Raw genomic sequence first — 20,959 nt, 5'->3', positions numbered from 1 at the left:
AGTCGGTCCGCAATGTAGACCCTGTGGGCAATGAACGTTAGCCGACGCGAAAAGGACTTCGAATTCGATGACAACCACCGCCTACAACGCCAGCAGCATTACCGTCCTCGAAGGCCTCGACCCCGTGCGCAAGCGCCCGGGCATGTACATCGGCGGGACGGGATCTTCCGGGCTGCACCACCTCGTCTGGGAAATCTTCGACAACTCGGTCGACGAGGCGATGAACGGCCACGCCGACCAGATTGAAGTGACCCTGCACAAGGACGGTGCGAGCATTACCGTCTCCGACAACGGCCGGGGCATTCCGGTGGACAACCACCCGACCCATAAGAAGCCGGCGCTGGAAATCATCCTTTGCACCCTGCACGCCGGCGGGAAGTTCGATAACAGTAGCAAAGGCAACTACAAGACGTCCGGCGGTCTGCACGGCGTGGGCGCATCGGTCGTCAACGCACTTTCGAAGAAGCTCGTCGCCACCATCAAGCGCGACGGTGCCGAATGGCAGATGGAGTTCAGCGGCGGCAAGGCGACCGGCAAGCTGAAGAAACTCGGCCCCGCCCGCGGCACCGGCACGCAGATCTTCTTCCACCCCGATCCGCAGATCTTCCCGCGGACTGAATTCAACGGCGACACGATTCGCGAACGCCTGGAAGTGGCGAGCTACATTCACAAGGGCCTGAAGGTCATCTGGATCGACGAGACCAAGGGCAAGCGGGAAGTCTTCCACCACGAAGACGGCATTCTCGCGTTCATGCGGAAGATTGTCGGCGAGAAAAACGCCAAGCCGGTCCACGAGCAGCCGTTCATCCTCGAGAAGCAGAACGGCATCCGGATGGAGATGTGCTTTGCGTGGACGGAGTCGACCGAGGAGCTGGTCAAGAGCTACGCCAACGGCATTCCCACCAGCAATGGCGGCACGCACGAGAACGGCCTGCGGGCGGGCGTTTTGAAGGCGATCCGCAACTTCATCGAAACGCACAATCTGACGCCCCGCGGCGTGACGCTCGCCGCCGAGGACATCCGCGAAGGCGTCATCGGCGTGCTCAGCGTGTTCGTGGAAGACCCGCAGTTCCAGGGGCAGACCAAGGAGCGGCTGAACAACCCCGAGGTGCAGTCGATCGTCGATGGTGCCGTGCGGCCGGTGCTGGAGCAGTGGCTGAACAACAACCGGACGGTCGCCGAGACCATCATCAACCGGATCATCATCGCAGCGCGGGCGCGCGAGGCGAGCCGGGCGGCCAGCGCGAGCATCAGCCGGAAGACCGCCACCGGCGGGCGGCTGAACCTGCCGGGCAAGCTGGCGGATTGCTCCAGCAGCAACCGGGCCGAAAGTGAACTGTTTATCGTCGAAGGCGACAGCGCCGGCGGCAGTGCCAAGCAGGGCCGCGACCGCAACCTGCAGGCAATCCTTCCCCTGCGCGGCAAGGTGCTGAACACCGAAGGCACGTCGCTCGCCAAGGTGCTGGAGAACCGCGAAATCGCCGATCTGGTCACGGCCCTGGGCTGCGGTGCCGGTATGGAATGCGATCCGACGAAGCTGCGGTATCAGCGGCTCATCCTGCTGGCCGATGCCGACAGTGACGGGCACCACATCACTACGCTGCTGCTGACGTTTGTTTACCGCCACATGCGGCAGTTGATCGACGCCGGGAGAGTATTCATCGCCCTGCCGCCGCTGTACCGTGTGGATATCGGCAAGGAAACGCACTGGGCCGCCGACGACGCCGACAAGGCGCGCATTCTCGCCAAGCACGCCAAGAGCAATTCAAAGACCGAGATCACGCGGTTTAAAGGGCTGGGCGAGATGATGCCCAAGGTGCTGTGGGAAACCACGCTGAACCCCAAAACGCGGCGATTGCTGCGGGTCGAGATCTCTGATGCGCTCGCGACGGATCGGGTGATCAACGAGTTAATGGGCAAGGACGCGTCGGCCCGGTTCCGGTTCATCATGGAACGGGCGGAAGAGGCGGATGAACTGGATGTGTGAGGACTGGTTGCGTGCGGGCTCGAATTGCCGTGATACAATCTGAAGATCATGAGCGACAGCACCCTGCTCATTCCCGTCGACAGTGTCGAGCATGTACTCCTGGACCGCGTCTCATGGTCAAAGTACGAAGAACTCCTTGCCGAGTTCGAATCAAGGCCAAGCGTCAAGCTAACGTTCGACCGTGGGAGGCTTGAGATCATGTCGCCGCTGGCGGAGCATGAATCGTTCGCAGAACTCCTGGGACGCCTTATTGAGTTGATGAGTCTCGAAAGGCGCGTACCGATCGTCCCGCTGGGAAGCACGACGTTCCATGACGAGGTGAAGACCGGAGGCCTGGAGCCCGACAAGTCCTACTACATTGCTAACGCCCCTGCGATCCGCGGCATTCGCGGACCATTTGATCCAAAGATTCATCCTGCCCCCGACTTGGCGATTGAGGTAGACATCACCAGTCGCTCAGTTGCTCGGGAGCCGATCTATTCCGCGCTAGGCGTACCTGAGCTTTGGCGCGTGACCTTTGATGGCATCGAGTGTCTACATCTCGCGGACGACGGTAAGTACCGCCCCGCCGAACGAAGTTTATCCTTTCCTTTTCTAATGCCGTCGACACTCTGGGGCTGGGTTCGACGACTTGAGGATGAGGTCGATCTGGTCGTGCTCGTGGAGTTCAGAGAGTGGGTTCAGCGGCTTCCGTGAATGCCGCAACATGAGCTTGGGCTCCGCCGACTCTCGTTGGGCGTACCCTTGTTTCGGCGAATTTCCGGGGAGCGACCATGACAGCCGAAAACGACCCGAGTCCGCCCGGTTCAGACATGGACGCTCTGAACAAAGAGCTTGAGTCATTGCGGCGTCGATATCCCGATGACGCGGTCAAAGCACAGTCGTCAGACGCCGTCATCTGCCCGCTCTGCGGCGGAGCGATGGCCCCCGGCTCGGCCAGCGTGCGGACATCCATCATCGGCTTTATTCTGGGAGGATCGTCGTTTCGACACCTCTGGTTTCATCGGCGTGGAAGGCACAAGCTCGAGGACCAGGTTGTCGTCGGATCTGGCGATACCACCGACGCCTGGCAGTGCGATAAGTGCCACGCGACACTCGTCAAGCCGAGCCGTTCCGCATGGATGGCGCACTGACTGTGTTCGAACGACTTGCCGAGAACGGCGGGAACCCATGAATCCAAGTTCGCAACCCTGGCGGCACTTTTGGACGATGCTGGCGTTGCTGGCCGTCGTGGCGATTGGCGGGTGCAGCGCGTCGCGACCCGCGGATACATCCGTGTCGCGTACGCCTGCCGCGCCCCGCCAGGGCGACGAGATCGTCGCCGCCGGCAAGCTCTTTCGTATCGGCGCTCCCGTCGTCCTCTGGACCGATCCGGGCGGGTACAACGCGTACCGCATCGCCCCAAATCTCAAAGACCCCGCGACGCCCCGCATCGGCACGCGCGAGCAGACCTTGTCCGATGCAGAGCTGAAACAGGTACAGACCGGCGGTTGGCCGCTTCCGCTGTTGCAGCAGAAGGTCGATCAATTCGTGCTGCATTACGACGTCGCCGGCACGAGCCGGTCGTGCTTCAAGGTACTGCATGAGCAGCGCGGGCTCAGCGTGCATTTCATGCTCGATCTCGACGGCACCATCTACCAGACGTGCGATCTGCAGGAGCGCACCTTTCACGCCACCAAGGCCAACCCCCGGTCGATCGGCATCGAGATCGCCAACATGGGTGCGTACACCAATCCCGTGCCGCTGAAGGAGTGGTACGCGAAGGGCCCCGACGGCCGAACGGTGCTCACGATTCCGAAACGGCTCGGCGACGGCGGCGTCCGCGACAAGTCGGCGATCCTTCGGCCCGACCGCAACGAGATGGTCGCCGGCCCGATCCATGGCGTGACCTATCGCCAGTACGACCTGACGCCTCAGCAGTACGCCTCGCTCACCCGGCTGGTGGCGGCGCTGGGGACGGTCTTCCCTCGCATCACCGTCGACTATCCCAAAGACACCGGCGGCCGACTGATCACAACCGACCTTACGGATGCGCAGTGGCGCGCCTACACCGGCGTGCTCGGTCACTACCACGTGCAGCACAACAAGCAGGACCCCGGCCCGGCGTTTCAGTGGGACCGCGTAATAGCTCAGGCCCGCCAGCTGATGTCGGCCGAGGCGCTTCGGCGGAACGATTCGATGCGCGGGCAGGCGGTGCCCGTGCGGGAGAAGCGGGCGGCGCTGGGGGAGTAGTTGAGTGTGGGAGTGCCTTTTCACCGCAAGAGGACCCAACGCCGAGCATTTTGGACGACGTACCCTACGGCTCCCACGCTACAATCGCATGTCATGGTGACCTTGCCGGCAGCCTCGCTACTCGATACGCCTCAGCACCTGGTGCTGGACGGGATCTCCTGGGAGTTCTACGAGAGCGTACTCAGCGAAATCGGCAATCGGGCGATCCGAGTCGCCTTCGACGAGGGGAGGATTGAAATCATGTCGCCTCTTCCGGAGCACGAGATTTACGGTACGTGGCTCGGGCGATTGGTGGAGCTCCTGGGTCTGGAACTCGAGCTTGAGGTCATCGGCCTTGGCTCTACAACCTTTCGTGACTCGGCGGCAAGGAAGGGCTTGGAGCCCGATGAATGTTTTTACGTCCAGAACGCCGACAAGGTGACGCAGATTTCCGGCGAGTTCGATCCCGGGCGCCACTGTGCGCCAGACCTCGCGATTGAAGTTGAGGTGACGCGAAAGGCGATCGCGCGCGAGCCGATCTACGCCGCGCTGAGGGTTCCTGAAGTCTGGCATGTTTCCGCCCGTCGTATCCAATGCCGGGTCCTTCGCGCCGACGGGACCTACCAAGACGCCGACCGTAGTCTGGCGTTTCCGTTTCTCGCGCCGGCCGACTTGCTCAGTTGGGTCCAGAAGCTTTCAGCCGCCGGTAAGACTGTGCCGGTTTTGAAGAAGTTCCAGGCGTGGGTTCGAACCCTGAAGTGACTTCTGATGCCCCACAAGATGTCCAACGTCGTGATCTACGTCGACGTGGACCTCACCCTCGTCGATGAATTGCAGCGACTCAAGCCGAACGCGTGGGAAGGTCTGCTGACACTTCGCGAAGCCGGCTGTCGCCTGATCCTCTGGTCGACCAACGGCGGGGACTACTGTCGGCAGATCGCCGAGCGCCACGAGATCGCGCCGCTCTTCGAGGCGTTCCTACCGAAGCCTGATCTGTATATCGATGATATGCCGGCGACCTTCCTCAACAGCCAGACGCTGAACGTTGCCGACGAAGGCGACGACTGGCAGGTGTTGGCGGATCGAATCGTTCGAGATCATGTGCAGTTGCGGAAATGACCCGCCGAGGACCTTCCATGGAACCCCGCCTCTCCCCCATCACTCTTGGCCTGACTTCTGCTAGCCGCCCATTAATCGTTTCAGCCATCCTTTGCCCTTATTGACTGGTTCCACTGGCTTTGGGGTATTCGGTAGCTTCTTCTTCGAGAAGCTATCTTCAACACCAGGCTCCTCATTTGGGAGAATCAACACAGGTTCGGCCAGAAGCAGATGTTTTGGATTCGCTCCGTCGGAGATTGCGCGGTTGACGAGCTTGAGTTCGGCACTGTGCATAGCGACCGCGAGGAAGTCATCGCGGTCAATACCCGTCGTGGCCACGGTCATCGCAGCACAGAACACTGGGAGCGCCCTGAAGCGACGCGTCAATTGGACACCAGAATGTGTCCGCAAAATGTATGTGGGGGTGCAAACGACGCCGAGTTCCGCGAGTAACACTCGCGCGAACGCAATTGGCATGACGACCAGAAGCGACTCCGCTTACGCGAGAGTACGTCCCTGGGCGACTAGCGCAGCGCATATCGCAACATCGTCTGATTGCTTGTGCTCGACGAATACTGCGATAGCCTTTTTGACATCGTCAACCAAGAGTATCCCCTACCGCGCTTCCTGCAGCGAATGAATCGGCCGACGTCCCGGGAAGCCTTCGTCCATTTCGTGCCAGTGGTCGATCTTGTCTTCGCCCAGCTTCCAGCAGAGGCAGACGTCGCGGCCCATGTGCGTGCCCGTGAAGTCGATCAGGCCGAGGGTGTAGTCCTTCAGGTCGCAGCCGATCTCGGTCAACTCGTCAACGAAGTCTTCCAGCCGTTCGAGCATCTTGTCGAGCTGGTTCTGCAACGCGGGCTGCTCTTTGGAGGTCGCCCGGCCGATCTGGCTCTGGACGAAAATCGCCTGCGTATGGGTATGTACGATATCTGCGACCACGCGGCTGACCAGCGGCAGGGCCCGGTTGGCCTCGGCAACGGTGAACCGGCGTTTGGCTCGGGGGGAGGAGGCGTATTCCGGAGACGCGGACTGTGGACCCCGCATGAGGGACCGCCTTTCGATGGTGCTGTCGGCGCGCAACCGCCCGACGCGTGATATCGGCTCCCTCGATGCGGATTCCTGCGATAGATTCCGGCGTTCCAAGGTGGCCGACCGGATTATGCCACCGGTCCGAGGCGAAGCAACGTAAAGTTCTCGAAGGTGTGAAGAAAGATTTTCAAATCACTCAGTCTGATAACAAACGGGGCAGTTTGGCGGGAGCGGCGAACTCCAGTTCGGCTCTGCACCGCCGGTAATAGGGTCACCGAGCCTCGCCAATGCATCCGACCTATTTCCGATCAAGAGGATGAACGCCAAGACGCCAAACCGCCAAGAAATCGATACGCGACCTCTCCGTCTGTTCTTGGACTCCTGGCGGCTTGGCGTTCATCTCTTCTGATTTGTGGGGCGGACTCGCGAGGCGGCCTGAAGTTGAACTCGACATCAGTGCCTACCGGTGCCCATCGGTGCCCACATTGGTAAACATCGGTGGCAGTACTGCCGACGAAGCAGAGCCGAGCTGGAGCTCGGCGTTCCCGGGTGATGCGACCTGCGAGCAACTGCCTAGTCCGGCGAGACTTCGGGAACCGCTTCGATCAACTTCTCGATGATCTGGTCCGGCCCGACCCCTTCGGCGTCGGCGTTGAAGTTGGGAAAGATGCGGTGCCTGAGCACCGGCTTGGCCACCGCCCGCACATCGTCCGCGCCCACATTCACCCGGCCGTTCAACATTGCGTGTGCCTTGGCCCCCAGCACCAGGTACTGCGCCGCCCGCGGGCCGGCGCCCCAGGTCAGCCAGTCGGTAATAAACGCCGGCGTGCCGGGCATTTTCGGGCGGGTCGCGCGGGTGAGTGCGACCGCATAGTCCACGACATGGTCGCTCACCGGCAGTTTGCGTAGTGCGTTTTGCACGTGCTGGATATCGGCGGCCGACATCACCGGTTCGGGCTCGCCGGCCAGTTCCATCGTGGTCGCACGGACGATCTGCCGTTCTTCCGTTTTTGACGGATACCCGATGTTCACCATGAACATAAACCGGTCGAGCTGGGCCTCGGGCAGCGGGTAGGTGCCTTCCTGCTCGATCGGGTTCTGGGTCGCAAGCACGAAGAAAGGCGGATCGAGCGGGTAGGTTCGGCCCCCCGCCGTCACCTGGTATTCCTGCATCGCCTGCAGCAATGCCGCCTGGGTCTTGGGCGGGGTCCGGTTGATTTCATCGGCCAGGACGATGTTGGCGAACACCGGGCCGCGGGCGAAGCGAAAGCTGCGTTTCCCGGTCGCCGGGTCCTCCTCCAGGATGTCGGTACCGGTGATGTCGGCGGGCATCAGGTCGGGGGTGAACTGGATGCGGTTGAAGTTCAGCCGCAGCGATTTGGCAAGCGTGCTGATCATCAGCGTCTTGGCGAGGCCCGGCACGCCGACCAGCAGGCAATGCCCGCGTGCAAAGATCGCCGCCAGCATCAGTTCGATCACGTCATCCTGCCCGATGATGACCTTGTGCAGTTCGGTCAGTAGTTGCTTTTTGACGGCCGTGAACTTGGTGATGAACGTTGATTCGCCCTGCGAATCCGGCACCGCCGTGGCGTTCGGGGGCCGGTTCGCGGCGCTGCCGGGAGGATTTGGAGGGGTCGGTTGCTTCAAGGGAAATACCTGCCTTTGTCGGGTCGCACGAGATTACCCGAAGTGGACTGCGGGGCCACATCGTGGATTTCCGGGTGATCGCGCCCCGCAATCCCACCCGTTGCCGGATGGCGTTGCGGAAAACTTTTCGTCGGTCGGCCCGAATCTTTGTTCGCCAGCCGCGTTGCACTTGTTAGTGTTCGCGAAGGACGTCAAGCCAACCACCGGGGTGCTTTCGTGCGGATTGTCCGATTTCGTATTCCCAAGTAGTCATCCATGAAGATCGAGTCCCTGGAAGCCCGGCTGTTGCTGAAGGTACCTGCCGGTTTCATAGAAACCACGGTCGTGCCCAGCATTCCGTACGCCAGCGGCATGACGGTTGCCCCGGATGGCCGGGTTTTCGTCGCGCAGCAGAAGTCGGGGCAGATTCGGGTCGTCAAGAACGGAACCCTGCTTCCAGCGCCTTTCGCCACGCTGCCGGTCAGGGTGGCTGCCGAGACCGGCCTGCTCGGAGTGGCGGTCGATCCTCAGTTTGCCAGCAACGGCTACCTCTATGCCTACTGGACCAGCGCCTCGCCGGACGTCCACAATGTGGTCACCAGGTTCACCGCCTCGGGCGACGTCGCCTCGGCCAATTCGCGCGTGGATCTCATCAATCTGCCGGGCCCGGCCCAGTTTCACCAGGGGGGAATGATCGGCTTCGGGCCGGACGGAAAACTCTATGTGCCCGTCGGCGATCATGGCGACCCGACCAAGGCGCCACCGTTGACCAGCACCTTTGGAAAGATCCTGCGGTTCAACAAGGACGGGAGCATCCCTTCCGACAACCCGTTCTACGGCCAGACGACCGGCATCTACCGCTCCATCTGGGCGACCGGATTACGCAACCCCTTCCAGTTCGATTTCCAGCCAGGGACCGGCAGGCTGCACATCAACGACGTCGGGCTCGACACCTGGGAAGAGATCAACCTCGGCGTCGCCGGTGCCAACTACGGCTGGCCGGGGATCGAAGGACCGCGAGCAGGCCAGTCGCCGCCGGCCGCTTACAACGATCCGATCTACGCCTATCAGCACGGCACCGGGGATGGCGCGGTGAGCATTACCGGCGGTGCGTTCTACGCCGGCGGTCCTTTCCCGGCATCGTACGATGGCCGCTACTTTTTCGCCGACTTCGCCGCCGGGTACATCAAGTCCATCAGCGCGGCCGATCCGTCCGGGTCGCTGCAACCGTTCGGGACGGATTTCGAGTATCCGATCGATCTGAAGCGCTCGACCGATGGCGCACTCTGGGTGCTCAATCACGGCGACGTCAATACCGCCGCCGGCTCGCTGGTGAAGATCGAGTATGTCGGCGACGGCCAAAGCCAGAAGCCGAACATCGTCACCCAGCCGCTGCCGCAGACCGTGCCGATCGGGCAGCAAGCCACTTTCATCGTAACGGCCGGCGGGCCGGGGACTTTGCGGTACCAGTGGCAGCGCAACGGCGTCGATATCGCGGATGCCGACGAGGCGAGCTATTCACGAACGGTCGCTGCCGCCGACAACGGCGCGCTGTTCCGCGTCGTCGTGAGCAACGCCAACGGAAGCACCGCATCCAATGCCGTCGCGCTGACGGCGGTCTCTAACCAGTACCCGACGCCGACGATCGGCGCGCCGGCGGCGACACTCAAGTATGTCGCCGGGCAGAGCATCAGTTTCTCTGGAATCGGGACCGACCCGGAAGACGGGACCGTTCCCGCGTCGCGGATGAGCTGGAGCGTCGTCTTCTACCACGACACGCACAGCCATCCGTTTATCGATTCGATCCCGGGTGTTTCATCCGGTTCGTTCGTGGTGCCGGCGGTCGGTGAGACGGCGGCGAATGTCTGGTACCGCATCTTCCTGACCACGACCGACAGCGGTGGGCTCTCACGGACCACGTCACGCGATATCTTTCCCGTCAAATCCGAGGTGACGATCAACGCCAGCGTCGGCGGTGTCGTCACCAGCGGGTTCGCGCTGACGCTCGACGGATCGCCGATCACCAGCGGCAAGGTGTTCACCGGCGTGGCGGGCATTGCTCGGTCGCTGGGTGCGCCGGCGGCGCAACTGATCGGCGGGATTCGGTACGACTTTGTCGGGTGGTCCGACGGCGGCGCGGCGAGTCACGGGATCTCCACGCCCGACGTGAACACAACGTACACCGCCCGCTATGCCCCGGCCGGCACGTCGCCGCCCGCTGCGGAGCTGGTTCGGGTCAACTTCCAGCCGGCGGCTGCTCCGACCGTCAGCGGGTATCTGGTGGATGCCGGTCAGACCTTTGCCGCTCGCAACGGCCGAACCTACGGCTGGACCACCAGCCATACCGATGCCGTCGTGGACCGCAACAAGAACAGCAACCAACTGCTGGATACCAACGTCGGCGTGAAGGCGGCGGCACGGTGGGAACTGGTAGTGCCGAACGGGTCTTACTCGGTCAAGGTCAGCGTCGGCGATGCGGCGGCGTCGTCCCGAAACAACGTCTATGTCGAGGGCATCTCCACGTTCAATTACGTGCCCCTGGCGACCGGTGCGTTTGCGTCCAGGATGGTATCGGTGAGTGTGACTGATGGCCGGCTGACGGTCGCCATCGGCAGCGCCGCGACGGGCACGACGCGGATTAACTATGTTGAGATCGCGCCAGCAGGAACCTCGCCGCCGCCGACCTCTCCTCCGCCCACTTCGCCGCCCCCTCCCCCGCCGCCGGTATCGTCCCCGATCAGGGTGAACTTCCAGCCGGGCGCAGCACCGACGGTCGCAGGTTACCTGGTCGACGCCGGTGGAACGTTCGGTAGTCGCAACGGCCAGAACTACGGCTGGACCGTGAGCCACGCCGCCAGCGTCGTGGACCGAAACAAGAACTCGAACCAGCTTCTTGATACGAACGTCGGCGTGATCGCCGGCGGGCGATGGGAACTGGCCGTGGCGAACGGAACCTACCTGGTGACAGTCAGCGTGGGGGATGGGTCGGCGACTTCAAAGAACAATGTGTATATCGAGGGTGTGAACGCCTTCAGCCAGCTCAGCCTGGGGGCGAACGCGTTTGCCAGCAAAGCGGTGACGGTGACGGTGGCTGACGGCCGGCTGCTGCTGGGCATCGGCAGCGCTGCGACGGGGACGACGCGCATCAACTACATTGAAGTGACCCGACTGTGAGACCACACCAGGGTCTTGCGGGCGGCGCGTCGCGCGGTTGAACGTCGGAACACGAATGCAAAATGCAAAACAGGCAATGAAAAACGCAAAATGATGCGGATACTCATTTTGCATTTTTCATTGCCTGTTTTGCATTTTGCATTCAATCCTTGTCCTCACTTGGCGATCGTTCCCACCCGACGAGGCATTGGCCTGGTTTCGATTTCCGCCTTGCTGTTCCAGCGGTTGATGACCAGTTCGCCGCCTTTGATCGTCCAGACTTCGTAACCGGTCTTCTCCGGGCCGTAGTCCCATGACAGCGCGAGGGAGCCGTCCTTCTGCGGAACCAGCGGTTCGTTCTCGCACACCATGCCGCCGGCGTTGACGATCGACACCCGGCCGGCCTTGAACGTGACCTCCTCCGGCTTGTTCATCCAGACCTCCGGCGTCTTCCAGATGCGGACGAACTTGCCGGGAAGATTGATGTTCGCCGCCGGGGGTTGTCCGTGGTGCCCGGCGTCGTGGGCTTGACGGGTTGCGACGTGACGTCTGGCGGTTTGACTGCGACCGCGGGCGTGCCGGCTGGTGTGCCACCTGCCGACGCCGGCCTGCCGACGTACATCGCCGCGAGTGGTTCGGCTTCCTTGGCCCGCTTGACCGCCTTGGCCTGCTGCAGGCCCGCCAGCGAAGGTGCGGCTTGTGCGTAGAAGCCGGCAGCGTGCAGAAGGGCGTGGTTCTTCGCGACACCGGTGAGTTTCTCGGCGACGCCGTACCAGGCATCGGCGATCGCGTCCTGCTGCTCGGCGCCGCTGACGCCGGCCAGCTCTTTAACGGCGACGTCTTTCAGCGGGTCGTCGGCTCCCGCCGCCAGCAGCGGCAGGCCTGCCGGGAATTCTCCCTTGTACAACGCCCGGTACCGCCCCGCCGCCAGGCTTTGCGCGGGGTCGGCGGCTTGTTTAGCGGCGGCCTCGATCGCGGGTTTGGCCGCCGCGAACGCGGCTTCGATCTCGCGGATTTCCTTGGCCCGCGCGGCGACGAGCTTCGCCAGCGCCGGGTCATTCACCCGCGCCGACAGCAGGACCGCCTGGTCGATCAGTTTGCGTGCCGATTCGAACCGGTCGCCGACGACCGCCTGGTTGGCCGACCCGAGCAGATAGCGTGTAACAGCCTTGAGCGATTCCGGCGATCGCAATACGCGTTGCAGCCGGACGACGGCGTCGAGTTCCATCGCGCCGCCGTCGAGATCGAACGACCGTTCCAGGTCGGCGACGGCGCCGAGGGAGGTGTCGGCGTCGCCGGCGTCGGCGGCGACTTCGCGGGCGCGGGCCAGCAGCACATACCTGCCGGCGGGCTGCGACTCGGCCGCCAGCTGCCGGAACTTCGCCGCGAGCTGTTTCTTCTGGTCCGGCGTTTTGGCGGCGGCCAGTTCGTCTTTGTAGACCTGGTCTACCAGCTTCTGCGCGTCGGCGAGCGCCGCCGGGTCAGGAACGGGTTTACGGTCGGCGGGCGTGGCTTCGACCGGTGTCTTGTCCGCGACGGCAGGCGCGGCAACCGCGGACGCGCCGGTTCCGGTGCCCGAAGCGGGCGACGGCTTGGCCCGGCCCGGCTGCGGCAGCGTCGGGTCAAGCGCCAGCGCGCCCCACGCCGGCGCGACGGCAAGCAGCAATACGGCGACTCGTGCTGATCGGCTCATGGCTTCATTCTCCACTGCGATGGGCACGACGTCCAAGACAAAGCGGCGGGAACGGGTTTCGAAGGGAATTCGACTACTTCGCCGGCTTAACCGGACCCTTCTCGACGTCCTTACCCGCCTGCGACCAGGCGACCCAGCCGCCGGGCATCTCGATGATCGATCGAAAGCCCATCGCTTTGAGCTTCTCGACGGCCTTGGCGCTTCGATTGCCGCTGCGGCAATAGACCAGCGGCGTCTTGTCCTTGGCCACCTCGGCGACTCGCTTGTCGAACGCTTCAGAACCGGCACCGGTGACGGGAATGTTCACCGCCCCCGGCACGCGACCGGCCGCAAACTCCTCCGGCGACCTGACGTCAATCACGACGGCGTCTTTCTCGTGGCGGGCCTTGTCGAATTGATCCGGCGAGGACTTCGTCACCGCCGACGGTTCGGGCTTCTTCTCGTCCGCCGACCACGCCGGCGCGGTGAAACAGGTCAGCGTCAGGAGTACGAAACACAGGGGAGTAGCGCAGCGCATCGATGTTCCTCTTCGGCAAGACTTGCGTTCGGTGGCATGTCGTCGGCAGGCAAACAGTCGGTTGCCGTCGCCTGCCCGCCTCGCTCAATACTCCCGCCGCTGCCGCGACGTCGGGATGTTGAGAATCTTGCGATACTTGGCGACGGTGCGGCGGGCGATATCGATGCCCTGGGATTTGAGCTTCTCGACGATCTCGTCGTCGTTGAGCGGGTTCTGCCGGTCTTCGTTGGAGATGATCGCCTTGAGCTTCTCCTGCACCGCGCCCCAGGCCATGTCTTCGCCGTCGGCGCTTTGGGTGCCCTGCGAGAAGAACCGCCGAAGGGGGAACACGCCGCGAGGCGTCTGGATCCATTTTTCGCTGACGGCCCGGCTGACGGTGGCGACGTGGATGCCCAGCTGGTCGGCGACGCCGATCATCGGCAGCGGGCGGAGGAACTCGAAGCCCTTTTCGAAGAACTCGCGCTGGGCATCGACCACGGCGCGGATCACGCGGTGAATCGTGCTCTTGCGCTGCTCGATGCTTTCGATCAGCCAGCGGGCGTTGCGGACGTTGTTGGCCAGGAACTCGCGGGTCTTCTTGTCTTTCGTGCGGTCCTTGAGCCACTTGCGGTACATCGCCGAGATCGACATGTTCTCGGAAGGGTCGCGGGCCATCTTGATTTCGTATCGGCCGGTTTCGTCGTCCCAGTAGATGACGGCGTCGGGGATGATCGCCGGGGCGTCGTCGCCGCCGATCTGCTTGCCGGGGTGGGGGTGAAGCCGGCCGAGCCGCCGGACGGCGGACTTGATGTCGTCGATGCTCCGGCCGAGCCGCTTGCTGATCTGCGGGTAGCGGTTCATCTTCAGGTCGTTGAAGTGATCGCGGATCAGGGACTTTTCGAGCTCGAAGTCATGGCCTTCGGAGAGGTCTTCGTCGTCTTCGAGGGCCCGGAGCTGGATGAGCAGGCATTCGGTGAGGGTGCGAGCACCCACGCCGGAGGGCTCCAAGGTCTGAATGAGCCCGAGCGCTTCGGTAAGGGATTCTAGGGTCGGGGCGGATTTGCTCTCGGCGCGGACGGTCTCGAAGGGGGTACGGATGTAGCCTTCGGGGTCGATGTAGTTCAGCAGGGCTTCGCCGGCCTGGCGGACTTCGGGCGAACATTCTACGAACGCCCACTGCCCCATCAGGTGTTCCTGCAGCGTGACACCGCGGGCGGCGGTGTTCGCCATCGCGTCCATCTTCTTGTCGCGCTCGCCGTCGAACGAGCCCTGCTGGCGGAAGTTGGAGCCGTTGGTGTTGAACTCTTCGTTTTCGAAGTAGTCGCTGATGCGTTCGAGGCGTTCGAAGTCGGCGGCGTGGCCGTTGTCGTCACGGACGACCAGGGCGTGTTCCCCTTCGGACCGGTCGTCGCGCTGGGGGATGTCGGACTGCTCGGCAATCGCGGCGAAGTCGGTCTCCCCTTCGCTCATTTCCAGGACAGGATTGCTCTGCAACTCCTGTTCGATGCGTTCTTCAAGCAGCGCCAGGGGGAGCTGCAGGATCTCCATGCTCTGAATCATCCGGGGCGTCAGCAGCTGACGCATCTCCGGGCGCATGGATAAAGACTGACCTAACTGCATGCAAATCCAGCGGTAAGAACAAAAACTACCGAACGCCCCGATTTCTCTCTTGACTGCGGAGCAATAAGCAGGCCGCAGCGGGGCACGATTTTTGCATGCTTATTCTAGCAAGGCCAGCCGTGAGGGGAAGCGGCAATCCGGTTCGGGGGATCAAAAACGTTGATCCCGTTAAGAAGTCCTAGGCCGTTCAACCTCGTTTCTTGCCCTTTTCGACGCCCGGCAAAACGAACCGCAGATTCCGCAGATCACGCAGATTGCTTTGTCGCCAATCTGCGTCATCTGCGAAATCTGCGGTTCCTCCCTACCCGCCGCTTTTCTGCAACTCGCTTGCACAAAGACGCCCCGCCTCCCTATCATGACCGGTTCGCCCCAGAGCGACCGCCGACCATGAGTGAACTCGTTTCCATCCGCAATCTGTCCTTTTCCTACGGCTCCACGGTCGCCCTGGAGAACATCGACCTGTCGGTGCTGGAGGGCACGACCCTCGGCCTGATCGGGCCCAACGGCGGCGGCAAATCGACCCTCATGAAGCTCATGCTGGGCCTGCTCGAACCCGACGCCGGCGAGATTCGCATTGGCGGACTGACGCCACGAAAAGCCGTCCGGCGGGGAGATCTGATCGGCTACCTTCCCCAGCGGCCGCACACGCCGAAGAACTTTCCCGCCAGTGTGCGGCAGGTGGTGCGGATGGGGCTGTCCGGCAGAGCCGGATTGCTGCATTCGCCGACCACCGACGATTTCGCCTTCGTCGAATCCCTCCTGACCCGCGTCGGCCTTGGCGACCTGGCCGATCGGCCGATCGGCGAGCTGTCCGGCGGGCAGCTTCAGCGGGTCTACATCGCCCGGGCCCTGGCCCCCCGACCGAAACTGCTGCTGCTGGACGAGCCGACGGTGGGTATCGATCGCGGCGGCCAGCAGCGGTTTATCGAGTTCATTCAGCAGCTCAAAGTGGAGCTCGGCCTTACGCTGGTTTTTGTCAGCCATGACCTTCGTGCCGTGACGGCGATCGCCGACCGGATCGCTTGCCTGAGCGGAACGCTGCACTACCACGACGTCCCCGATCACCTGCCGGCGGAACTGGTCTATCGCATGTTCGCTTGCGACCTCGAGGCGATGGGCATCAAAGGCGGCCACGTCTGCACGCACGGCGCGGCGGAAACGCTGGTGCCGATTGGCGTCGGGTCGCGCGTGGCGTCGTGATCTCTTCGTAGGGTGGGCTTCAGCCCACCGCAAACCGTCGTAGGCGAGTTGTGTTGATTCGCCCGGACCGCCGTCGAGTCTTGTTGTCTGCACGACCTGCTCATTTGCAAATCAACACAACCCGTTTTCGAACGGCTTCTGGTGGGGTGAACCCCACCCTACAAGAATGACCTCCCTCGCCGCCGCCCTTATCTGTGCCTCCGCTTTGTCCGTCGCCTGTGCGGCGCTGTCGGTGTTCGTCGTTTCGCGGCGATGGGCGTTTATCGGCGAAGGCATCGCCCACAGCGGTTTTGGCGGCGCCGGCACGGCCTGGATGCTCGCCCTGATCTTCCCCGCCCTCGACGGCCCGGAGATGCAGTGGCTCCCCTACTGCGGCGTGATCGTCTTCGCCCTGCTGTCGGCGCTTGCGATCGGCGCCGTCACCCGCCACGGCATGGCCGAGAGTGATACCGCGATCGGCATCTTCATGGTCGCCTCGGTGGCGTGGGGTTTCATCGCCCGCGAGGCGTACATGTTCTATCGCAAGGCGCAGCCGCACGGCTGGCAGAGCTTCTTCTTCGGCGAGTTCCGTGACGTCGACATGACGTTCGCGATCACCTCCACGCTGCTATGCCTGGCGGTGATCGCAACCGTCTGGCTGATGGGCAAGGAGATCTTCGCGTACTGCTTCGACCCGGAGACCGCCGAGGCGTCGGGCGTGCGCGCCGGGTTCGTCCACTACCTGATGATCCTGCTGGTGACGGCGACGATCGTCATTGGCAGCCGTATCGTCGGGTCGATCCTGGTGACGGCGTTACTGGTCCTCCCCGGGGCGACCAGCCTGGCGATCAGCCGACGGCTCAGTGTCGCCGTCGGCGGCTCGGTGGCGCTCGCGCTGGTCGCCGCGATCGCGGGCGTGCTGATCAGCCGTCAGGTGCAGTTCCTCACCACGGGCCCGGCGATCGTGCTAATCCTGTTCGCGGTGTTTGTGGTGGTGTTCGTGGGGAAACGCGTGCGGCGGTCATGAATCCACCGACGCCGGTGTCTGAGGTACCCCGAAGACCCGGATTCTGGCGTCGCGATCGCGAAGTCTTGTAGGGTCCGCCCTGGCGGACGCGCGGCGCCGTTCACCAACACGTCCGCCAAGGCGGACCCTACATGGCTGGGTCTCCTGATTGATCTGAACTCGGGATCGTACTGCGTGCTTCAAGGTTCAATTGCTGGATGTCGCAACCAACGAACTGCACTGTGACCCATCGCGACTGCGGCAAGCCGATCATCAATCGCCTTTATACGGACGCGAAGGCGCGACGCTTTTTCGCGGAGAACTCCGACCCGGGACGGGCTCCGGCTTTGATTTCCAAGATGCCGTGAGATTTCCTCCATGCGGCTCCCCATTGCATCTGCTTCTCGCGTCAGCGTGGCGATGCGTGTACTGGCGACTCGACGGTTTTCTGAGTCGGCGTGCGGTTCCTTCGCGTTAAGTAATCTGGCCAAGCCGTCGCGTTCAATGCAAGTGAACGTGAAGTCGTAGATCAATTTCCCCAGTTCCAGCTTCTGCTTGTCGTAGGCTATCTGTAGACCATCGGCATCGCCGCCGAGCGACTCCTCAATTTCGCGAAGCTGTGTCAGCACCTCATCGTCCAATTCGAGTTGAAAGGCCTGTCGTGCCTCCTGCAGTCTTGACCGTTCCTGATCGGTTATGGTCCGGATGAAACTATCGCCAACCGCCTGGAGGAGAGGGATGGAGTCGCTGCCGATGTCGGCGAGCTCAAGTCGAATGGTCGGCGACTTTGCGACGGGTGTTGCCTGGAGCGCGGCGACGAGCGCCTTCGCCGCGGCTTCCGTTGGGGACGGTTCCGCGGAGAGTGTAGCGAGCCACGACGTAGCACAGTTCTGCGTCTGTGCCCACTTCACAGTTAAGACACACGATTCGATCGAGACGATTCGTTCGGCATGCGCACGCTTGAGAATCGTGACGGTGTCCGGCGAAATCGACTCGGCGTCTGCAATTACCAGCTCAGCTGAGACGACGGAAGGCTTCGTGCGGGGCGAGCCTTGTTCATCACGGCAGCCCGAAGACAGAAGCGAGGCAAGGACGAACCCCGCGATTAGCCATTGAGAGCGGCAGATTCCCATGTAGTCCTCCCAAATTGTGCACAGCTCAGTGCGACACCGCGTACATGAACACATTTACCCCCAGCTTCAGCGCATCGGCGTCGGCGTAGCCGACATTGTACGCCCGCGGTAACTGCTCCCACCCGGCGCTGAGGCTTAGCTTTGAATAGATGACCGGCAGGCGGCCGTCGATTTCGATCGCCTCGATCGCGGGTGCGGCGATCTCGCCGCCCAGCAATTGGGCGGCTTGCGGCGATAGTCTGACTTTTGTCGTGTCCTGCACGAACGAATACAGGGCGTGATTCGCGGGCAGCGGTTTCAACGGTTTTTCGCCGTAGATCGCCTTGATCTCCCGGCGGAACGCGGTGTCGAACTCGCTGCTGCCGACGACGCAATCGACGATCAGCGTGCCGCCGCGGTCGAGGTATTCCTTCAGCCGCTTGCGGGACGCTTCGCTGAACGTCACCGCCCGCTGGCCGCTCATGTAGAGGACGGGGAACGCGAAGATGTCGGCCTTTTCGAGGTCCACCGGCATACGCTTGAACTGCACCTTCAGGGTCGTGCTCTGGTCGATGAACTTCAGCAGGTTCGGCAGGCCGTGCGGGGTGGCGTCCCAATCGCCGTTGTGGACGACCTGGCCGAGCACCAACTGGTCGCGCGTCGCGAGGTTCTCCTGGTGGAAGACCTTGGCGTGGCTGAAAAACCGGCCGTACTGATACTCGGCCAGGCAGTACGTCACGATGTTCGCGCCCACTTGCAGCGAATCGTTGATGTCGAAGAGTGTGCCCCCTTCGATCGGGTTACGGCTTGCGTCCCAGCCGCAGCTCATGTCCACCGGCGAGAAGATCACCGCCGCCCGCGTGCCGATGTTGACGGTCTCCAGAACGCCGGCGGATGTGGGCACGGTCTTCACCGGGTTCTTGCCGGCGTAGATCCGCATCTGCTCGATCTTGTGGAAGCTCGAGAAGATCGCGTGATCAGCGCCGATCGGCGCGAGCTGGCGGTCGGGGAAGATGCGGGCGATCTCCCGGCGGAACGACTGGTTGAACTCCGGCCGGCCGCAGTTGCTGTGGACCACCCAGGTCCCGCCGTCGAGCAGGTACTGCCGCAGTCGGCCGATCGTGCCGTCGTCGAAAGCCGGCAGCGGCTTCCAGCCGGTGAAGTAGAGGATCGGCAACTCGGCCGGGTCGTAGCTGAACCTGGCGAAGTCGGTGCCGACGAAGCGGTAGTTCTGGCCGAGCTGGCCGTTGGTGAACTGCACCCAGTTGTCGATGTCGATGGTCGTGGTTTCCCACGTCGCTTTCGATGCCCGCAGGTAGGCCTCGGGGAAGGTGATGTTGCCGACAAGAGCCGGTGGTGCCGGCTCGCGTTTCTTTTCGCTCCGGCGGACGGGCGTTGCCGGCAGCGGCAACGGCGGGAATCCTTCGCCGCCGTTCTGACGCTGCGGCGTCGATCGCGGCGGGATGTTGGCCTTGGGGTTGACGAAATCCTCGGCCGTCACCGACGTCGCCAGCAGCGGCACGATCAGCAGCGCGGCGAGGGTCGCCGGGTGAAGGTGGTCAGGCTGGGTCGATCGCCGCGGTCGCCGCATGAGACTTACTATCGCCTTGTTGATGACGGGCGGGAAGCGCAATCCCGGTCCAAGGGCATGCCAAGGCCAGCAGACTCATCCGCGTTTCCCGTTTTTCAATCCTTTCCTTTGTCCCCGACGTATGTCTTAAGGTGTGACAGATAACCGGCGTAACCGCGTTATCCGGCAGAATCGACACCCGAAAATGTCGAATTCTGGTTATGGGTCGATCGGATTAGCCCCAATTGTTGGCTGGAATGATCGGCATGGGGAATCCTGTCTGGGCGGTAGGGTCGGGCGGCGTCGCGATCAGCGGCGGCTTGCCCGAATGTGATCGCCAGCAGCCAGGAGTCCGCAAGGATGTCTTACTCGTATCTCATCATTGACACTTCCACCACCACTCGCGCTTTGCTGAAGCGGACGATTCGCCAGACGCTGTTCGGTCGCGGGCGGATCGTTGAGGCCTCCACCGGCCAAGAGGCCATCGAGGTGCTCGGCCATCACCGGGTTGATCTGATCCTGATTGATCCCCGCCTGACGGATATTGACGGTGTGGAACTCATCGGGCGGATTCGTTCGGAGCCTGAAACACGCGGCATCCCCGTCGTGGCGATGCTTGCCCGAGTTGATGCCCGCAAGGCGGAGCAGCTTCGTCGTGCCGGCGCTTGCGCACAGCTTCGCAAGCCGTTCACGGCCGCCGCATTTGGAGAGGTTGTGTCGCAGGTGCTTGAACCCACCCACGTCTGATTCGAGCTACTTCGCGGTCAGTGTCGTCCTGGCACCGGCCCGCATGACCACCAGCTCGCGCTTCTTCTGCGCCGCGTCCATGAGGAAGGTCTGGGCCGAGGTTTCGTCCTGCCCTTTGAGGTCGATATCGCCGGCGCGGACGATTACGTCGCCGGCTTTAAGGCCGAAAAACACCTCGTAATAAGAGCCGGGTTTGACCTTCGCGACGGCCAGTCCCGCCCGGTCGGCGGTGAACTCGGCCGAGTCGGTGATACTGCCGCCGTCGGGCCCGCGGCCGGTGACGGGGGCCATCTCCTGACGCACATCCCGGTTGACCTTCGACGCGGTCTCGGCGGAGGTCGACCAGAGATATGCCATGATCGCAACACCGATCAGAAGCGAGAGCATGACGGCGCCGCGCATGGGGAGTCCTTGGTTGGAGGGTGAGCG

The 20,959-nt window shown here is 62.9% G+C and carries 20 protein-coding genes; 10 read left to right on the top strand and 10 right to left on the bottom strand.

Annotation, left to right across the window (positions count from 1 at the left end; all coding sequences use genetic code 11):
* Window positions 1–67 precede the first annotated feature (67 nt).
* From IPV69_RS23620 to IPV69_RS23595, 6 genes are all read left to right on the top strand, one after another.
* On the top strand, window positions 68–1,987 hold the full coding sequence (locus IPV69_RS23620; RefSeq protein WP_206292189.1) for a DNA gyrase/topoisomerase IV subunit B: 1,920 nt from the start codon (window positions 68–70) through the stop codon (window positions 1,985–1,987).
* A 48-nt stretch (window positions 1,988–2,035) separates the two neighbouring features.
* Complete coding sequence (locus tag IPV69_RS23615; RefSeq protein ID WP_206292188.1) at window positions 2,036–2,683, top strand: Uma2 family endonuclease; 648 nt, start codon at window positions 2,036–2,038, stop codon at window positions 2,681–2,683.
* A 77-nt stretch (window positions 2,684–2,760) separates the two neighbouring features.
* Complete coding sequence (locus tag IPV69_RS23610) at window positions 2,761–3,120, top strand: hypothetical protein (protein ID WP_206292187.1); 360 nt, start codon at window positions 2,761–2,763, stop codon at window positions 3,118–3,120.
* Window positions 3,121–3,157: 37 nt separating this feature from the next.
* On the top strand, window positions 3,158–4,219 hold the full coding sequence (locus IPV69_RS23605) for an N-acetylmuramoyl-L-alanine amidase (RefSeq protein WP_206292186.1): 1,062 nt from the start codon (window positions 3,158–3,160) through the stop codon (window positions 4,217–4,219).
* 93 nt (window positions 4,220–4,312) lie between these two features.
* The gene (locus IPV69_RS23600; protein ID WP_206292185.1) at window positions 4,313–4,960 is read left to right on the top strand and encodes a Uma2 family endonuclease; all 648 of its coding nucleotides are present in this window, start codon (window positions 4,313–4,315) and stop codon (window positions 4,958–4,960) included.
* A 6-nt stretch (window positions 4,961–4,966) separates the two neighbouring features.
* Window positions 4,967–5,317 carry an HAD family hydrolase gene (locus IPV69_RS23595; RefSeq protein ID WP_206292184.1) on the top strand — a complete coding sequence of 117 codons (351 nt, stop codon included), beginning with the start codon at window positions 4,967–4,969 and terminating at the stop codon, window positions 5,315–5,317.
* Window positions 5,318–5,377: 60 nt separating this feature from the next.
* On the opposite strand, the gene IPV69_RS23590 is transcribed toward IPV69_RS23595, so the two are convergent.
* The 3 genes from IPV69_RS23590 to IPV69_RS23580 all read right to left on the bottom strand — a co-directional run bounded on the left by IPV69_RS23590 (window position 5,378) and on the right by IPV69_RS23580 (window position 7,975).
* On the bottom strand, window positions 5,378–5,641 hold the full coding sequence (locus IPV69_RS23590; protein WP_206292183.1) for a hypothetical protein: 264 nt from the start codon (window positions 5,639–5,641) through the stop codon (window positions 5,378–5,380).
* Window positions 5,642–5,911: 270 nt separating this feature from the next.
* Complete coding sequence (locus IPV69_RS23585; RefSeq protein WP_206292182.1) at window positions 5,912–6,343, bottom strand: DUF2203 domain-containing protein; 432 nt, start codon at window positions 6,341–6,343, stop codon at window positions 5,912–5,914.
* A gap of 558 nt (window positions 6,344–6,901) precedes the next feature.
* Window positions 6,902–7,975 carry an AAA family ATPase gene (locus IPV69_RS23580; protein ID WP_241179945.1) on the bottom strand — a complete coding sequence of 358 codons (1,074 nt, stop codon included), beginning with the start codon at window positions 7,973–7,975 and terminating at the stop codon, window positions 6,902–6,904.
* A 255-nt stretch (window positions 7,976–8,230) separates the two neighbouring features.
* On the opposite strand from IPV69_RS23580, the gene IPV69_RS23575 reads away from it, so the two are divergent.
* Complete coding sequence (locus IPV69_RS23575; RefSeq protein ID WP_206292181.1) at window positions 8,231–11,128, top strand: PQQ-dependent sugar dehydrogenase; 2,898 nt, start codon at window positions 8,231–8,233, stop codon at window positions 11,126–11,128.
* Window positions 11,129–11,283: 155 nt separating this feature from the next.
* Here IPV69_RS23575 and IPV69_RS23570 read toward each other — a convergent pair whose 3' ends face one another.
* From IPV69_RS23570 to rpoN, 4 genes are all read right to left on the bottom strand, one after another.
* Window positions 11,284–11,541: a hypothetical protein gene (locus tag IPV69_RS23570; protein WP_206292180.1), complete on the bottom strand. Its 258-nt coding sequence runs from the start codon at window positions 11,539–11,541 to the stop codon at window positions 11,284–11,286.
* A complete protein-coding gene (locus IPV69_RS23565; RefSeq protein WP_206292179.1) occupies window positions 11,538–12,800 on the bottom strand; it encodes a hypothetical protein in 1,263 nt (420 codons plus the stop codon). Before IPV69_RS23565 ends, IPV69_RS23570 begins: the two co-directional genes overlap by 4 nt.
* 73 nt (window positions 12,801–12,873) lie before the next feature.
* Window positions 12,874–13,317 carry a rhodanese-like domain-containing protein gene (locus IPV69_RS23560; protein ID WP_206292178.1) on the bottom strand — a complete coding sequence of 148 codons (444 nt, stop codon included), beginning with the start codon at window positions 13,315–13,317 and terminating at the stop codon, window positions 12,874–12,876.
* An 84-nt stretch (window positions 13,318–13,401) separates the two neighbouring features.
* Complete coding sequence (rpoN, locus tag IPV69_RS23555; protein WP_261362022.1) at window positions 13,402–14,892, bottom strand: RNA polymerase factor sigma-54; 1,491 nt, start codon at window positions 14,890–14,892, stop codon at window positions 13,402–13,404.
* Between the two features lie 411 nt (window positions 14,893–15,303).
* On the opposite strand from rpoN, the gene IPV69_RS23550 reads away from it, so the two are divergent.
* Entirely contained in the window at window positions 15,304–16,116 is an 813-nt protein-coding gene (locus tag IPV69_RS23550; RefSeq protein ID WP_206292176.1) for a metal ABC transporter ATP-binding protein, read from the top strand.
* A 166-nt stretch (window positions 16,117–16,282) separates the two neighbouring features.
* Entirely contained in the window at window positions 16,283–17,122 is an 840-nt protein-coding gene (locus IPV69_RS23545; RefSeq protein WP_206292175.1) for a metal ABC transporter permease, read from the top strand.
* Between the two features lie 179 nt (window positions 17,123–17,301).
* Here IPV69_RS23545 and IPV69_RS23540 read toward each other — a convergent pair whose 3' ends face one another.
* Both IPV69_RS23540 and IPV69_RS23535 read right to left on the bottom strand, forming a co-directional pair.
* On the bottom strand, window positions 17,302–18,234 hold the full coding sequence (locus IPV69_RS23540; protein ID WP_206292174.1) for a hypothetical protein: 933 nt from the start codon (window positions 18,232–18,234) through the stop codon (window positions 17,302–17,304).
* 25 nt (window positions 18,235–18,259) lie between these two features.
* Window positions 18,260–19,804 carry a DUF4159 domain-containing protein gene (locus IPV69_RS23535; RefSeq protein WP_206292173.1) on the bottom strand — a complete coding sequence of 515 codons (1,545 nt, stop codon included), beginning with the start codon at window positions 19,802–19,804 and terminating at the stop codon, window positions 18,260–18,262.
* 339 nt (window positions 19,805–20,143) lie between these two features.
* On the opposite strand from IPV69_RS23535, the gene IPV69_RS23530 reads away from it, so the two are divergent.
* Window positions 20,144–20,530 (top strand): response regulator, encoded by a 387-nt coding sequence (locus IPV69_RS23530; RefSeq protein WP_261362021.1) that lies wholly within the window; start codon window positions 20,144–20,146, stop codon window positions 20,528–20,530.
* A gap of 6 nt (window positions 20,531–20,536) precedes the next feature.
* On the opposite strand, the gene IPV69_RS23525 is transcribed toward IPV69_RS23530, so the two are convergent.
* Window positions 20,537–20,932 carry a PDZ domain-containing protein gene (locus tag IPV69_RS23525; protein ID WP_206292171.1) on the bottom strand — a complete coding sequence of 132 codons (396 nt, stop codon included), beginning with the start codon at window positions 20,930–20,932 and terminating at the stop codon, window positions 20,537–20,539.
* Between the last annotated feature and the right edge of the window lie 27 nt (window positions 20,933–20,959).

The sequence above is a fragment of the Humisphaera borealis genome (assembly GCF_015169395.1).
In the GTDB taxonomy this organism is placed as follows: Bacteria; Planctomycetota; Phycisphaerae; order Tepidisphaerales; family Tepidisphaeraceae; genus Humisphaera; species Humisphaera borealis.
The sequence above is the reverse complement of the archived record's forward strand: the minus strand, read 5'-3'. Positions and strand labels throughout refer to the sequence as shown.